Source organism: Microcella indica (assembly GCF_013414345.1).
In the GTDB taxonomy this organism is placed as follows: domain Bacteria; phylum Actinomycetota; class Actinomycetes; order Actinomycetales; family Microbacteriaceae; genus Microcella; species Microcella indica.
In genome coordinates this window covers 2555938-2568970 of sequence record NZ_CP058670.1, presented here as the reverse complement: position 1 = coordinate 2568970, position 13033 = coordinate 2555938, and the positions used below count along the sequence as shown (strand labels likewise).

The following is a 13033-nucleotide window of genomic DNA, read 5'->3' as shown; positions in this document are numbered from 1 at the left end:
TGACCAGGGTCCTGCGTCGCACCGGGGAGGGGAATCAGTGTCCATCGCGCACATCTCCACGGTGACCGACGGTCGGGGCTCGTCCGAGCCGCGGGGCACCGGCGAGTACCGCTCCGCCGACCGCGTCCCGCCGCACGATCTCCTCGCCGAGCAGAGCGCGCTGGGCGGCATGCTCCTGAGCAAGGACGCCGTGGCCGATGTCATCGAGTCCGTGCGCGGGCTCGACTTCTACCTGCCGAAGCACGAGGTCATCTTCGAGGCGATCCTCAACCTCTACTCGCACGGTGAGCCCACCGATGTCATCGCGGTCACCGACGAGCTCACGAAGACCGCGTCGCTCACGAAGGCGGGCGGCGCCGACTACCTGCACACGCTCACGGGCATCGTGCCGACCGCCGCCAACGCGGGCTACTACGGCTCCCTCGTGGCCGAGAAGGCGGTGCTGCGCCGACTCGTGGAGGCGGGCACCCGCATCGTGCAGATGGGCTACGCGAGCGAGGGCGAGGTCACCGACCTCGTCAACAGCGCGCAAGCCGAGATCTACAACGTCTCGGGCGACTCGCAGTCGGAGGACTACGTGCCGCTCACCGAGGCGGTCGGCGAGGCGATCGACGAGATCGAGGCGGCGCGCGGGCTCGACGGCAAGATGACGGGCGTGCCGACCGGCTTCCACGACCTCGACGCCCTGACGAACGGCCTCCACGCCGGCCAGCTCGTCCTCATCGCCGCCCGACCGGCGCTCGGCAAGTCGACGCTCGCGCTCGACCTCGCGCGCTCCTCGGCGATCAAGCACGACATGCCCACGATCGTGTTCTCCCTCGAGATGGGGCGCAGCGAGATCGCGATGCGCCTGCTCTCGGCGGAGGCTGCCATCCCTCTGCACTCCATGCGCAAGGGCACGCTCGAGACGAACGACTGGACGAAGATCGCCGCGACGCGTGGTCGCATTGCGGATGCCCCGCTCTACCTCGACGACAGTCCCAACATGACCCTCCCCGAGATTCGCGCCAAGTGCCGGCGACTCAAGCAGACCGTGGGTCTGAAGATGGTCATCATCGACTACCTGCAGCTCATGACGAGCGGCAAGCGCGTCGAGTCTCGCCAGCAGGAGGTGAGCGAGTTCTCCCGCGCGCTCAAGCTCCTCGCCAAGGAGTTGCAGGTGCCCGTCGTGGCCCTCTCGCAGCTCAACCGCGGGCCTGAGCAGCGTGCCGACAAGATGCCAGCCCTCAGCGACCTGCGCGAGTCGGGCTCGCTCGAGCAGGACGCCGACATGGTGATCCTCCTGCACCGCGACAGCGCGTACGAGAAGGAGAGCGCCCGCCCCGGCGAGGCCGACCTCATCGTCGCGAAGAACCGCAACGGCCCCACCAACACGATCACCGTCGCCTTCCAGGGCCACCTCTCGCGCTTCGCCGACATGCCTCGGGTCTAGAACCCCTCCTCGGTGTCCCGCGGGGAATGGTCAGGGCACGACGACGATCTTGCCGGGCACATGACCGGCCTCCACCTCGGCGAGGGCCTGGGCGGTCTCCTCCAGCGGAACCCGGCGGTGGAGCATGGAGCGCAGCTGGCCGGCGGCGAGCATGTCGGCGACAGTCCGCAGATCGTGCCCGTTCATGCGTGCATCGACGCCGACCACACGCTCGGGTTGAAACCTGCTCGCCAGGATCCCGCCGAAGATCCGCGCGGCGGGGCCCAGCAGCAGACCGTCGCCGGGCCCGCCGACAAGCACGACGGTTCCGCCTGGATTCAGTCGATGGCGGAGGAACGACACGCGAGCGCCTCCCGCGATGTCGAGGATGACATCGAAGCGCTCCTCGAGAGCCTCGACCTCCCCGCGCGCGTAGTCGAGAACGGTGTCGGCGCCGAGGGAGAGCACCAGGTCGCGGTTGCGAGCGCTGCAGCTTCCGACGATGCGGGACGCGCCGAGAGAGCGTGCGAGCTGCACGGCATAGTGTCCGACACCGCCGGACGCGCCGAGCACGAGCACCGAGAAGCCCTCGCGCATCCGGCCCTGATCGCGCAGCGCCTGCAGCGCCGTCAGTCCGGCGAGGGGCACGGCGGCGGCCTCCTCGAACGTGGTGGTGGGCGGCTTGATCGCGAGAAGCTCAGCGCGGGCATCGGCACGTTCAGCAAGAGCACCTCGGGCGATACCGAAGACCTCGTCGCCGACGGCGAAGCCCTCGACCTCGTCGCCGACCTCCGCGACGACACCGGCCACATCGACTCCGAGCCCGCGGTCGCGCGGAGCGCGCCAGCCGCTCGAGGGGCGCATGAGGAGGGGCAGTCCCCGTTGGTGATGCCACTCGAAGGGATTGAGGGAGGCGGCGCGCACCGACAGGCGCACCCGATCGGGCTCGAGGGGCGCCTCGACCGTCTCCTCGACGGTGAGAACCTCGGGCCCGCCGTAGCGGGTTCGACGGATGGCGCGCACGACGACCTCCAATTATACGATGTAAGACAGCACGCACACCGTAAACTTATCCCGTAAGATTTGTCAAGCAGGGGTGGGTATGGCGCAGCGACGAGCGGGTGAGAAGGCTGATCTGACGCGCGAGGGCGTTCTCGACGCCGCACTCGCACTCGCGGACGCTGAGGGTCTCGATGCGCTCACGATGCGCGGTCTCGGTCGCCGCCTCGGGGTGGAGGCGATGTCGGTCTACCACTACTTCTCGTCGAAGCGGGCCCTCGTCGATGCCCTCGTCGACCGTGTGTGGTCGGAGGTCACCCTCGACCCGCATGACGACTGGCGCGTCGCCGTGCGGCGCACAGCGCGCTCCGCCTTCGTCGTGCTGCTCCACCACCCCTGGGTCAATCGCATTCGCGCGAGCAGCGGCGGTCCGGCCCGCATCGCCTACATCGAGGCGTCGCTCGGCCACTTGCGACGCGCGGCGTTCACCCCTCAGCAGGCGTTCCACGCCCACCACGTTCTCGAGGCGTACATCCAGGGGTACGTCTTCCAGGCGATCGAGTTCGCGTCGGACGACGCCGAGGCCGAACGTGCGCAGCGCGACAGCGCTCTCGAGGCTTTCCGCGACGCCGACGTGCCGTACCTCGTCGAGCACATCGTCCTCCACGGCGAGCACCAGGGCTCCGGTTTCGACGTCGGCCTCGAGCTCCTGCTGGACGGCTTGGAGAAACGACAGGGGGCGACGGCCGTGGACAGCACGCGCAGGGACCTCTCGGCCCGCGGCTCTACGATGGGCCCATGACCACCGCGCCCTCCGCCGACGTGAGCGCCGCGCCCCGTTCTCCCTGGCTGGCCCCGGTTCTGCGCGCGGTCCCCGCCCTCATCGTCGGGCTCAGCATCACCTTCATCGCCGACCACTCCGCGCTCGTCGGGCTCATCATGCTCGGAGCCTTCGGGCTCGCCACGGCGGCCGTCCTCGTGCTCACCGACGTGCGCATGCGGCGCGGCGAGCCGCTGAAGCTCCTCCACCGCGGTCTCGCGGTCATCACGGGTGTCGCGGGTCTCCTGGCGCTCGTGGTGGTCTCGACCACGACGACTGCAGGGCTCGGCATGCTCGTGCTCCTCATCGGAGGCTTCGCGGTGCTCGCAGGAGGCCTCGAGCTCGTGTGGGGCATCCGTCATCGCGACCGCAGCGCGCTCGCCCGAGACGCCGTCGTGATCGGCGGCGGCACGCTCGCGCTCGCCGTCGTGCTCGCCTTCGTCGGCGATCCCGTGAGCGCTGTCGGGTTCTTCGGCGCCTACGCCGTCGTCCTCGGCGTCTTCCTCGTCATCGCGGGCCTGAGCGCGCGATGGACTGCACAGCCGAAGGAGCACACCGCGTCATGACCGAACCCCGCCGGCGCGAGAAGCTGCGCCCCGCCGAACTCGTGGGTCTCGCCGCGCTCGTCGCGGCCTTCCTGGGTGGCGTGACCTTCCTCGTCACGCGCGACCTCGTGCTGTCGCTGCTGTTCTTCGGCGGCACCTTCGTATTCGACCTCGTCGTGCTCGCGATGCTCATGCTCGCCGTCACGCCCAACAAGCCCGCCGACGGCGAAGCGCCGCCGGACACGCCGCACGACTGAGGGCTTCTCCGCAGCGCTACTCGGTGGTCGGCTCGATGTAGTCCACGAGCCGTGACGCCAGCCCCACGTAGGTGGCGGGACTGAGCGCGGCCAGCCGTGCCTTCGCCTCGGCGGGAATGTCGAGCCGCTCGATGAAGGCGCGCAGCTCGGCGCCGCCCACCCGATGGCCGCGCGTGAGCTCCTTGAGCATCGCGTAGGGGTCGGCGATCGAGCTGCGCCCCGCGGTGACCTCCGCGCGGATGACGGTCTGGATGGCCTCGGCGAGAACCTCCCAGTTGCCCTCGAGATCGCGAGCCAGGGCATCCTCATCGATCGCGATCTCGCCGAGCCCCTTGAGGATGTTGTCGAGCGCGAGCACCGAGTGCCCGAGGGCGACGCCGATATTGCGCTGCGTCGTCGAATCGGTCAGGTCACGCTGCAGGCGCGAGGTCACGAGCGTCGTGGCGAGGGAGTCGAGCAGCGCCGCCGAGAGCTCGAGGTTCGCTTCGGCGTTCTCGAAGCGGATCGGGTTGATCTTGTGCGGCATCGTCGACGACCCCGTCGCACCCGGCTGCGGGATCTGCCGGAAGTAGCCCATCGAGATGTACGTCCACACGTCGGTGCACAGGTTGTGCAGCACACGGCCCGTGTGGGCGATGCGCTGGTACAGCTGCGCCTGCCAGTCGTGCGACTCGATCTGGGTCGTGAGCGGGTTCCAGGAGAGGCCGAGCCCCGTGACGAATTCGCGGGATGCTGCGATCCAGTCGTGCTCGGGGTCGGCGGCCAGGTGCGCCGAGAAGGTGCCGGTCGCACCGGAGAACTTGCCCAGGTACTCGACCTCGTCGACCGAGGCGAGAAGGCGCTCGAGGCGATGGACGGTCACCGCGAGCTCCTTGCCGACGGTCGTCGGCGTGGCCGGTTGCCCGTGCGTGTGGGCGAGCATGGGCGTCTCGCGCAGCGCGAGCGCCCGCTCCCGCAGCGCCGCGACGACCTCGCGGGCGCGCGGCATCCAGACGTCGCGCACGGCGGCGCGGATCGTGAGGGCGTAAGCAAGGTTGTTGACGTCCTCGCTCGTGCACGCGAAGTGGGTGAGCTCGGCGAGCTCGGTGAGCCCGAGCTCGGCGAGGCGGTCGCGCACGTAGTACTCCACGGCCTTGACGTCGTGCCGCGTGACGGCCTCTCGCCGGGCGAGGTCCTCGATCGCTGCGTCGTCGAAGTCGGTGACGATGTGACGCAGCTGGCGCGCCTCGTCGGCGGTGAGACGACGGGCCCCGAACAGCTCGTGGTCGGTGAGGTGGATCAGCCACTCGACCTCGACCTGGATGCGCGCCCGGTTGAGGCCCGCCTCGGAGAGATGCTCGCCGAGCCCTGCGACCTGCTCGCGGTAGCGGCCGTCGAGCGGGCTGAGGGGTTGGATGCTGAGCGGGCTCATGAGGCTCCCTGTCGAAGTCCTGGTTCGAGTTGGCGGAACAGCGCCTCGCAGGCGCGCTCGATCATGCCGAGCACCGTGTCGAACATCGCGGCGTCGGAGTAATAGGGGTCGGGAACGTCGAGCACACCGCCGTTGTCGGGGTCGAAGCTCATGAGGAGATGCACCTTCGACCGGGCGTCGTCGCTCGGCGCCCAGTTCTTGAGGATGCGCTCCTGGCTGCGATCGAAGGCGATCACGAGGTCGAGGTCGTCGAACCAGTCGACGTCGAACTGCCGTGCGCGGTGGCCTCGGCCCTCGTAGCCGCGTGCCTGCAGCGACGCGAGCGTCCGATCGTCGCTGTGCTCGCCCACGTGCCACTCCCCCGTGCCGGCGGAGCGCACGCTCACGCGGTTCTGCAGTCCGCGCGCGTCGATGAGCGAGCGGAAGACCGATTCGGCCATGGGCGAGCGGCAGATGTTGCCCGTGCACACGAAGCAGATGCAGAACAGACCGGGCTCCCGCTGCACCCGGTCGAAGCTCATGCCCCCATTGTGTCCCAGTTCCCCCTCCTCCACACGCGCGGTCCGCTCGCCTCCGCCTCCCCTGCTCCCCGAGCTACCGCCACGGGGCGCGTGCGCTCGGCACGATGGCGGGGCGCACCTGCGCCCGGCACCCCAACCCGGCAGGGAGGACAGCACGTGACGGCCTTCGAGGCAGAGCTGCTGCGCGCACGATCGCGCATCATGGCCGATGTCGCGGCGAGCCTGCACGAGCTCGTGGCCCGCCTGCCGCCGGGCGAGGTCGCGAGCGACTGGCGCGGGCCTGCGCAGCGCGCCTTCGAGGAGGCCCTTCTCGTGCAGCTCGGGCGCGTGCGCCGGGTCGCCGCCTCGTGCGAGGTGGCGAGCGACGCCCTGCTCGGCGCCGCCGCCCGCCTCGAGGCGGCGCCGTGACCGAGGCGGCATGGCCGGTCACGACCCCGGCAGACCGGGAACCGCGCGCGCAACCGGCGCTGACGACCGAGGATGCTCCGCTCATCATCCGCGGGGCAGGCACGACGGTCGTCGCGCCCGAAGCGCTGCTCGCGCGTCGTGATGCCCTGCGAGCGGCCTCCTCCGTGTGCAGTGATCAAGCCCTGCGCGTGCGGGGTGTGCGCGCCAGCGTCGACGCGAGCCTCGCGCTCGATCTCGAGCATGACGAGCGCGCGCTCCTGACCCTCGCGGAGGACCTCGCGTGGCTCGCCGCCGCCGTGCAGTCAGTGGCAGAGGTCGCCGGCCAGACCGAGCGCACGCTGGGCTCGTGGCTCGAGAGGCTCGGCGCCCACTACGGTGCGGCTGCCGGGTGGCTCGGCAGCCGCCTCGGGCTGGTCATCCTGCCCGGCCTGCTCACCGGCGCTGGCATGATCGCCGCGGGCTGGCGGCTGCTGCCGCACGAGCACCGCGAGGCGCTCGTCGCGACCGCGCTCGGTGCGGCTCCTGGGGGCGACCGGCCGCTCAGCGAGCCGCAGCTCGTCGAGGCGATGCGCTGGGTGCTCACGCTCGTCGACGATGCCGCGCTCGGCGCTGTCGGCGTTCCGCCGCCTCTCGTGGCCGCGCTCGGCGAGACGGGCCTCGGGCTCTCGGGAGTCTCCGGCGCGGCGACGGCCGTGCTCGGCCTCGCGACGCTTGCCGGCGTGCGCGGTACCGCACCCGTGCGGGTCGAGCTCGCGGGCACCGACCTGCGTCGCTCGGGCGGCGCACCTGACGGCGGCGCTCCCGCGGCCACGGCGTCCGCAGCGCCGGGCTCGGTCGCCGAGCGCGTGCATCGCATTCCCGACCCGAGCGCGCCCGTTCGCGTCGAGCGGTACGACGGCCCCGCCGGCCCGCATTTCGAGGTCTACATTGCCGGCACCGACTCGACGGTCGAGCTCGGCGGTGCGCAGCCGTGGGACATGGCGAGCAACGTCGCTCTGGTCGCCGGTCAGGACGCCTCCTCGATGCAGGCGGTGCGCAGCGCGCTCGAGGCCGCGGGCGCCACGGCCGACTCGAGCGTCGTGTTCACCGGCTACTCGCAGGGCGGCGCGATCGCGACGCGACTGGCCGAGTCGGGCCAGTGGGCCACGGCCGGGCTCGTCACGGTCGGGTCGCCGAGCGGCGATTTGCCCGTGCTCGGCGACTATCCGGCGATCGTCATCGAGCACCGGGAAGACCTCGTGCCGGGGCTGTCGGGGGTGCGTCGCGAGACGGAGGCGCTCGTCGTGCAGAGCGAGGCGCTGCGCGCCGGTACCGCGAGCGCCGCGGGAGCGACGGGCGCCCTCGCCGCGCACGACCTCGACCGCTACCGCGCGACGGCCGAGCGCGTGGACTCCTCCGCGATCGACGAGCTGCGCACCCGCGTCGACGCCCTGCCGGGTTCGGGCGGGGGCGGCGCGGAGGGGACCGTCCTGCGGTTCACGGCCACGCGCATCCCGCCGCCATGATTGCCGAGAGTTAGCGCGAGCGCCCGACGATGGGCCGCAGCAGAATGCCGATGAGCCAGCTCAGCAGACCCAGGACGACCGCACCGAGCACGCCCCACCAGAACGTCTCGACCGTGAGCCCGAAGCCGATGAGATCGGAGATCCACGCGACGAGCAGCAGCAGGAGGCCGTTCACGACGAGGGCGATGAGCCCGAGCGTGAGGATGTAGAGGGGGAAGGCCACGATGCGGATGAGGTTGCCGATGATGCCGTTGACGAGGCCGAAGATGAAGGCGACGAGCAGGAGCGTCAGCACGTAGGCGAGGGTGTCGCCCTGCGGGCCGTACGAGACCACCTCGACCCCCGCGACGATGAGGGTGGTGAGCCACAGGGCCACCGAGTTGATGAGCAGTCGCACGAGGAATCGCTTCATGTCTCCACTATGCCCACCCGCGCCCCACCCCCGCAATGAGCAGCGGGTGAACCGCGGGCGACGCGACGTAGGCTGAGGGGCGTGACCGACGCCCCCACCGAGACCAGCACTGGCCCCAGCACAGACGCCCTCGTCGAGGCCGCGCGCTCCGTGCGCCTGCGGCCCGAGATCGTGGCACTGCCCGCCTACAAGCAGGGCAAGCCCGCCGCGGCAGACGCCTTCAAGCTGTCGTCGAACGAGAATCCCTTCCCGCCGCACCCCGCCGTGCTGGCCACGATCCGCGACCTCGACATCAACCGGTATCCGGATGCCTCGGCTCTCGCCGTACGGGAGCGCCTCGCCGCCCGGCACGGCGTCACGACCGATGAGGTCGTCGTCGGCGCTGGCTCCGTCTCGGTGCTCTCGCAGCTGATCTCGGCCGCCGCCGGCACCGGGGACGAGGTGGTGCACGCCTGGCGCAGCTTCGAGGCGTACCCGGGCCTCGTCACGGTGGCAGGGGCGCTCGGCGTGCGCGTGCCGCTCACCGAGGATGCCCGGCACGACCTGCCCGCGATGCGCGACGCGATCACCGACCGCACGCGCGTTCTCATCATCTGCTCTCCCAACAATCCGACGGGCACCGTGGTCGGGGCCGAGGAGTTCGCCGAGCTCATGGCCGCCGTGCCGCCGAGCCTGCTCGTCGTGCTCGACGAGGCCTACGCCGAGTTCGTGCGTGACTCCAGCGCCGTGGACGGCGCCGCGCTGCTGAGGCGCTACCCGAACCTGGTGGTGCTGCGCACCTTCTCGAAGGCCTACGGACTTGCCGGGCTGCGCGTGGGGTACGGCATCGGACCGGCGCCGATCCTCGACGCGGCGCGCAGCGTGGCCATCCCCCTGAGCGTCACCGAGGCCGCGCAGCGCGCCGTGCTCGCGGCGCTCGACGTGGAGGACGAGCTTCTCGAGAACGTGGGCGTGCTCGCTGAGCGGTGCGCGCGCGTGCAGGAGGCACTGCGCGAGCAGGGCTGGGACGTGCCCGTGAGCCAGGGGAACTTCGTCTGGCTGCCGACGGGAGACGGAACATCCCGCATAGCGGACGCGCTCGGCGCCGCCGGTCTCGTCGTGCGCGCCTTCCCCCCCGAGGGGATCCGCGTCTCCATCGGCGAGGAGGAGTCTGTCGCGACCCTCCTCAGAATCTGCGGCGAGGTTGTTGGCACCCTCTGACCGGGCGTGCGCGTCGCGGGCCTAGAGTGGAATCCATGTCGTACACGGCCGACACCCTCCAGCTGCTGGCTCCCGACGGCCAGCGCGTCGCAAGCGACGCCACCGAGCAGTACCTGCCCTACGTCGACGCGCTCAGCGACGACCAGTTGCGCGAGTTCCACCGCGTCATGAGCGTGATGCGGCGCTTCGACATCGAGGCGGGCAACCTGCAGCGGCAGGGCCAACTGGCCCTGTGGGTGCCGAGCATCGGCCAGGAGGCCGCGCAGGCGGGCTCGGGCTTCGCGGCGAAGGCTCAGGACCACCTCTTCCCCGCCTACCGCGAGCACACCGTCGGGTACATCCGTGGCCTCGACCCGGTGCGCATCATCGCCATGCTGCGCGGTCAGACGCACGGCGGCTGGGTGCCGGAGGAGACCGGCAACTTCCACCTCTACACGCTCGTGATCGGCTCGCAGGCCCTGCATGCCACCGGCTACGCGATGGGCGTCGCCTTCGACGGCAAGGTCGGCACGGGCGATCCCGACGTCGACACGGCCGTCATGGTCTACTTCGGCGACGGCGCGACGAGCCAGGGCGACGTCAACGAGGCCTACGTCTTCGCGCAGAGCTACCAGACGCCTCAGGTGTTCTTCCTGCAGAACAATCACTGGGCGATCTCGGTGCCCGTGCGCGTGCAGTCCCGCACCCCGCTGTTCCTTCGTCCACGCGGTTTCGGCATCGAGAGCGTGCAGATCGACGGCAATGACGTTCTCGCGAGCTACGCCGTGACCGCCGCGAACCTCGACGCGGCCCGCAGCGGCGCCGGGCCGCGCTTCATCGAGGCGCTCACCTACCGCATCGGAGCGCACACGACGAGCGACGACCCGAGCAAGTACCGCGACGAGGAGCAGTTCCGCTACTGGCAGGAGCGCGACCCGATCAGCCGCTTCGAGACCTACCTGCGCGCGCAGGGCGAGGGCGACGCCTTCTTCGCGAGCGTCGCCGAGGAGGCGGAGGACGTCGCCGCCGACGCACGGGCCCGCACGCTCGCGCTCGAGCCGCCCGCCGCCGCGTCGATGTTCGCCCACGTGTACAGCGAGGCGCATCCCGTCATGGATGCTCAGCGCGAGTGGCTCGCCCAGTACGAGGCCTCGTTCGAGGGGGAGGCGTGATGGCCGAGAAGCTGCCGGGCGTGCAGACGCTCACGATGACGAAGGCCCTCACGGAGGGTCTCGCGGCCGCCATGGAGGCGGACGACAAGGTTCTGCTCATGGGGGAGGACATCGGGCCGCTCGGCGGGGTGTTCCGCGTGACGGAGGGCCTGCAGAAGCGCTTCGGCGCGCACCGCGTGCTCGACACCCCGCTCGCCGAGTCTGGCATCGTCGGCACGGCGATCGGCCTCGCGATGCGCGGCTACCGCCCGGTGTGCGAGATCCAGTTCGACGGCTTCATCTTCCCCGGCTTCGACCAGATCACGACGCAGCTCGCCAAGCTCACGGCGCGGCACGAGGGCGCCCTGCAGCTGCCCATCGTCATCCGCGTCCCCTACGGCGGCCACATCGGCGCCGTCGAGCACCACCAGGAGAGCCCCGAGGCCTACTTCGCGCACACGCCGGGACTGCGGCTCGTGAGCCCCGCGACGCCGCACGACGCGTACTGGATGATCCAGGAAGCCATCGCGAGCCCCGACCCCGTCATGTTCTTCGAGCCGAAGAGCCGCTACTGGCCCAAGGGCGAGGTCGACTTCTCCGACCCCGGCGCCCCGCTCCACGCGTCGCGCGTCGTGCGCGTCGGCACCGACATCACGGTCGTAGGCCACGGCGCGATCGTGAGCATGCTGCTCGACGCGGCGGCGCTCGCCGAGGAGGAGGGCACGAGCATCGAGGTCGTCGACCTGCGCTCGCTCTCCCCCATCGACTACGCCCCGCTGCTCGAGTCGGTGCGCCGCACGGGCCGACTCGTCGTCGCGCAGGAGGCGCCGGGCTCGGTGAGCATCGGCTCGGAGATCGCGGCGACGGTGACCGAGCAGGCGTTCTACTCGCTCGAGGCGCCCGTGCTGCGCGTGAGCGGCTACGACACTCCCTTCCCACCGGCGAAGCTCGAGGGCGCCTACCTGCCCGACGTCGATCGCATCCTGCATGCCGTCGACCGCGCACTCGCCTACTAGCCTGATCACGAGTCCGCGCACCGAAGCCGCGTCGAACCCCCTGGAGGCACCGTGAGCGTTTCAGAGTTTCCGCTCCCCGACGTCGGGGAGGGCCTGACCGAGGCGGAGATCGTCTCGTGGCACGTCAAGCCGGGCGACACGGTGGCCGTCAACCAGGTGCTCGTCGAGATCGAGACGGCGAAGTCTCTCGTCGAGCTGCCGTCGCCGTTCGCCGGCACGGTCGAATCGCTCCTCGTCGACGAGGGGCAGACCGTCGAGGTCGGCACGGCGATCATCACGGTGCGGGGGGCGCAGGGCGAGGGGGATGCTCCCGCAGCGCCCGCGGACGACGCGAGCGCAGCATCCGTCGCCGATACCGCCTCGACCATCGATCGCGAGGCCGACGAGAAGCCCGGCGCCGTGCTCGTGGGCTACGGCACCAAGGGTGCCGTAACCTCCCGCCGCCGCCGCGGAGCACCCGCTCCGTCGACGGCGTCCGCCCCGCCTGCCCAGGAGCCTGCGCCCCGGCCGCGCTCCGTGCCGGCCTCGGACGCCGCGCCGGTGATCGCGAAGCCGCCGATCCGGAAGCTCGCGAAAGACCTCGACGTCGATCTGGCCGAGGTGCCGGCGACGGGCCTCGCTGGCGAGGTCACGCGCGACGACGTCATCCGGCACGCGCAGCAGGCGAGCGTCTTCCGCAACATTCAGACGCCCGAGTGGCCGAGCGATCGGGAGGACCGCATCCCCGTCAAGGGAGTGCGCAAGGCGATCGCCGCGGGCATGGTCAAGAGCGCGTTCACGGCACCGCACGTGAGCGTCTTCGTCGACGTCGACGCGACGCGCACGATGGAGTTCGTGGCGCGGCTCAAGGCGAGCCCCGACTTCGCGGGCATCAAGGTATCGCCGCTGCTCGTCATGGCGAAGGCGATGATGTGGGCGGTGCGCCGCAACCCCACCGTGAACTCGACGTGGACCGACACCGAGATCATCGTGCACCACTTCGTGAACTTCGGTTTCGCCGCCGCGACGCCTCGCGGGCTCGTCGTGCCGAACATCAAGAACGCGCAGGACCTCACGCTGCGCGAGCTCGCTCAGTCGATCGAGCAGATGACCCTCACGGCGCGCGACGGCAAGCTGCAGCCCGCCGACATGGCCGACGGCACGATCACGATCACCAACATCGGCGTCTTCGGCATGGACACGGGAACGCCCATCCTCAACCCCGGGGAGGTCGCGATCGTCGCGCTCGGCACGATCAAGAAGAAGCCGTGGGTCGTCGACGGCGAGGTGCGCCCGCGCTTCGTCACCACGCTCGGAGCCTCGTTCGATCACCGTGTGGTGGACGGGGATGTCGCGAGCCGCTTCCTGGCGGACGTTGCGAGCATCATCGAGGAGCCCGCGCTGCTGCTCGACTGACGC

General features: G+C 70.8%; 14 protein-coding genes. 10 read left to right on the top strand and 4 right to left on the bottom strand.

The features are described from left to right. Window positions 1-37: 37 nt before the first annotated feature. Window positions 38-1432 carry a replicative DNA helicase gene (dnaB, locus tag HUJ41_RS12530; RefSeq protein ID WP_431356471.1) on the top strand — a complete coding sequence of 465 codons (1395 nt, stop codon included), beginning with the start codon at window positions 38-40 and terminating at the stop codon, window positions 1430-1432. 30 nt (window positions 1433-1462) lie between these two features. Here the strand turns inward: dnaB and HUJ41_RS12525 are convergent, their stop codons facing one another. Next, a complete protein-coding gene (locus HUJ41_RS12525) occupies window positions 1463-2434 on the bottom strand; it encodes an NAD(P)-dependent alcohol dehydrogenase (RefSeq protein ID WP_179872816.1) in 972 nt (323 codons plus the stop codon). A gap of 79 nt (window positions 2435-2513) precedes the next feature. Here HUJ41_RS12525 and HUJ41_RS12520 point away from each other — a divergent pair, with 79 nt between their 5' ends. The 3 genes from HUJ41_RS12520 to HUJ41_RS12510 are packed head-to-tail and all read left to right on the top strand — an operon-like array spanning window position 2514 to window position 4032. After that, window positions 2514-3212 carry a TetR/AcrR family transcriptional regulator C-terminal domain-containing protein gene (locus HUJ41_RS12520; RefSeq protein ID WP_179872815.1) on the top strand — a complete coding sequence of 233 codons (699 nt, stop codon included), beginning with the start codon at window positions 2514-2516 and terminating at the stop codon, window positions 3210-3212. After that, complete coding sequence (locus HUJ41_RS12515; protein ID WP_179872814.1) at window positions 3209-3796, top strand: hypothetical protein; 588 nt, start codon at window positions 3209-3211, stop codon at window positions 3794-3796. Before HUJ41_RS12520 ends, HUJ41_RS12515 begins: the two co-directional genes overlap by 4 nt. Beyond that, window positions 3793-4032, top strand: a complete 240-nt coding sequence (locus HUJ41_RS12510; RefSeq protein WP_179872813.1) for a hypothetical protein — start codon at window positions 3793-3795, stop codon at window positions 4030-4032. The genes HUJ41_RS12515 and HUJ41_RS12510 overlap by 4 nt, the downstream gene beginning before the upstream one ends. A gap of 16 nt (window positions 4033-4048) precedes the next feature. Here the strand turns inward: HUJ41_RS12510 and purB are convergent, their stop codons facing one another. Next, window positions 4049-5443: an adenylosuccinate lyase gene (purB, locus tag HUJ41_RS12505; RefSeq protein ID WP_179872812.1), complete on the bottom strand. Its 1395-nt coding sequence runs from the start codon at window positions 5441-5443 to the stop codon at window positions 4049-4051. Further along, window positions 5440-5964 (bottom strand): low molecular weight protein-tyrosine-phosphatase, encoded by a 525-nt coding sequence (locus tag HUJ41_RS12500; RefSeq protein WP_179872811.1) that lies wholly within the window; start codon window positions 5962-5964, stop codon window positions 5440-5442. The genes purB and HUJ41_RS12500 overlap by 4 nt, the downstream gene beginning before the upstream one ends. Window positions 5965-6120: 156 nt before the next feature. Here HUJ41_RS12500 and HUJ41_RS12495 point away from each other — a divergent pair, with 156 nt between their 5' ends. Continuing rightward, window positions 6121-6372 carry a hypothetical protein gene (locus HUJ41_RS12495; RefSeq protein ID WP_179872810.1) on the top strand — a complete coding sequence of 84 codons (252 nt, stop codon included), beginning with the start codon at window positions 6121-6123 and terminating at the stop codon, window positions 6370-6372. Beyond that, a complete protein-coding gene (locus HUJ41_RS12490) occupies window positions 6369-7877 on the top strand; it encodes a hypothetical protein (RefSeq protein WP_179872809.1) in 1509 nt (502 codons plus the stop codon). The genes HUJ41_RS12495 and HUJ41_RS12490 overlap by 4 nt, the downstream gene beginning before the upstream one ends. A gap of 10 nt (window positions 7878-7887) precedes the next feature. On the opposite strand, the gene HUJ41_RS12485 is transcribed toward HUJ41_RS12490, so the two are convergent. Beyond that, window positions 7888-8289, bottom strand: a complete 402-nt coding sequence (locus HUJ41_RS12485; protein WP_179872808.1) for a phage holin family protein — start codon at window positions 8287-8289, stop codon at window positions 7888-7890. A 150-nt stretch (window positions 8290-8439) separates the two neighbouring features. Between HUJ41_RS12485 and HUJ41_RS12480 the strand changes: the two genes are divergently transcribed. Genes HUJ41_RS12480 through HUJ41_RS12465 form a run of 4 tightly spaced genes read left to right on the top strand, consistent with a single transcriptional unit; the run spans window position 8440 to window position 13030 of the window. Beyond that, the gene (locus HUJ41_RS12480; RefSeq protein WP_179874023.1) at window positions 8440-9489 is read left to right on the top strand and encodes a histidinol-phosphate transaminase; all 1050 of its coding nucleotides are present in this window, start codon (window positions 8440-8442) and stop codon (window positions 9487-9489) included. Window positions 9490-9524: 35 nt separating this feature from the next. Continuing rightward, the gene (locus HUJ41_RS12475; RefSeq protein ID WP_179872807.1) at window positions 9525-10640 is read left to right on the top strand and encodes a thiamine pyrophosphate-dependent enzyme; all 1116 of its coding nucleotides are present in this window, start codon (window positions 9525-9527) and stop codon (window positions 10638-10640) included. Further along, window positions 10640-11635: an alpha-ketoacid dehydrogenase subunit beta gene (locus HUJ41_RS12470; RefSeq protein ID WP_179872806.1), complete on the top strand. Its 996-nt coding sequence runs from the start codon at window positions 10640-10642 to the stop codon at window positions 11633-11635. Before HUJ41_RS12475 ends, HUJ41_RS12470 begins: the two co-directional genes overlap by 1 nt. Window positions 11636-11686: 51 nt before the next feature. Next, complete coding sequence (locus HUJ41_RS12465) at window positions 11687-13030, top strand: dihydrolipoamide acetyltransferase family protein (RefSeq protein ID WP_179872805.1); 1344 nt, start codon at window positions 11687-11689, stop codon at window positions 13028-13030. Window positions 13031-13033: the final 3 nt, after the last annotated feature.

What these genes read in the sequence shown, in the direction of transcription:
- HUJ41_RS12520 (WP_179872815.1), top strand. Translation starts at nt 2,514, where the DNA reads ATGGCGCAGCGACGAGCGGGTGAGAAGGCTGATCTGACGCGCGAGGGC.
- HUJ41_RS12515 (WP_179872814.1), top strand. Translation starts at nt 3,209, where the DNA reads ATGACCACCGCGCCCTCCGCCGACGTGAGCGCCGCGCCCCGTTCTCCC.
- HUJ41_RS12510 (WP_179872813.1), top strand. Translation starts at nt 3,793, where the DNA reads ATGACCGAACCCCGCCGGCGCGAGAAGCTGCGCCCCGCCGAACTCGTG.
- purB (WP_179872812.1), bottom strand. Translation starts at nt 5,443, where the DNA reads ATGAGCCCGCTCAGCATCCAACCCCTCAGCCCGCTCGACGGCCGCTAC.
- HUJ41_RS12500 (WP_179872811.1), bottom strand. Translation starts at nt 5,964, where the DNA reads ATGAGCTTCGACCGGGTGCAGCGGGAGCCCGGTCTGTTCTGCATCTGC.
- HUJ41_RS12485 (WP_179872808.1), bottom strand. Translation starts at nt 8,289, where the DNA reads ATGAAGCGATTCCTCGTGCGACTGCTCATCAACTCGGTGGCCCTGTGG.
- HUJ41_RS12475 (WP_179872807.1), top strand. Translation starts at nt 9,525, where the DNA reads ATGTCGTACACGGCCGACACCCTCCAGCTGCTGGCTCCCGACGGCCAG.
- HUJ41_RS12470 (WP_179872806.1), top strand. Translation starts at nt 10,640, where the DNA reads ATGGCCGAGAAGCTGCCGGGCGTGCAGACGCTCACGATGACGAAGGCC.